The following is a 916-nucleotide window of genomic DNA, read 5'->3' on the forward strand; positions in this document are numbered from 1 at the left end:
AGGTAGGTTTTGCGGTCCCCGACCCGCGGGCCGTGCAGGGCATCCCCGACCCACAGCTCGTTGGGATCAGCGGCTTCGAACCGGCCGAACACCTCCCCGGCGCCCCCGGCGGTAGGGCCCATCAGCTCACAGCGGTGGAAATGACGCAGCAGAGTCGACTCCGAGGGCGCCCACCCGGTCGCGGTGCGCAGGATCCGGGCCACCTGGGCGGCGGTGCGGGCCGGGTTCTCCCGTTTCAGCGAGGCGGCCAGCTCCAGCACCTGGGTATCGGTGCGGGTGGCCAGCCGGCGTGGTTCGGGCACCAGCGCCTCGAACCCGCCGACCCGGTAGCGCCGGATCCAGCGATCCAGCGTCGCGCGGGCGATCTGCACCTGAGCGCCGAACGGATCGATATGGCGGCGCTCGGCGATCTCGCGGACCAGCCGACCGCGCTGCCGGGTCGACAGCCCCGCCCTCCAAGGCGGGGCAGATCACCTGATACCGGAACAACCCGATCGCCTGGGCCCGCTCCCGACGCTTGTGCTCCTCCAACGACACCGCAGTGCCCTCCTCACAGTCGAAGGCCCTGCCCGAAACCAGTGCCGGGCAGGTGCCTCCGCGAGGATCACCGATCACCGCGCCGGCGCATCAGGGGCAACTGGTGTTGCTCACATGCCCCGAGCAGACGGCGGCCAGTCCGGCGACAACACCCGGCCCCCGCTGACGGCCACCACCACCTGCGCCGGCGTCACCGCGCCCACCAACCCAGCCGGCCCGAACCGCTGACCGATCGCCGCGGCCGCGGCGCTGACCGCGGCCACCACGTCACCCCAGCCGCAGCCCGACCCGTCCGGGATCGCCACATCGATCCCGATCCGCACCGCCACCGTGAGGAACCACGACCTCATCGATTCCAGACGGCCCGCGGCGCGGCGCA

At 72.5% G+C, this 916-nt stretch carries 2 pseudogenes; both read right to left on the minus strand.

The annotated features are described in order from the left end of the window. A pseudogene (locus tag JDV09_RS25980) lies at nt 1-537 on the minus strand (helix-turn-helix domain-containing protein); the annotation flags it as partial. Nucleotides 538-647: 110 nt separating this feature from the next. After that, a pseudogene (locus JDV09_RS25985) lies at nt 648-916 on the minus strand (helix-turn-helix domain-containing protein); the annotation flags it as partial.

The sequence above is a fragment of the Mycolicibacterium xanthum genome, from assembly GCF_019710635.1.
Lineage (GTDB): Bacteria > Actinomycetota > Actinomycetes > Mycobacteriales > Mycobacteriaceae > Mycobacterium > Mycobacterium xanthum.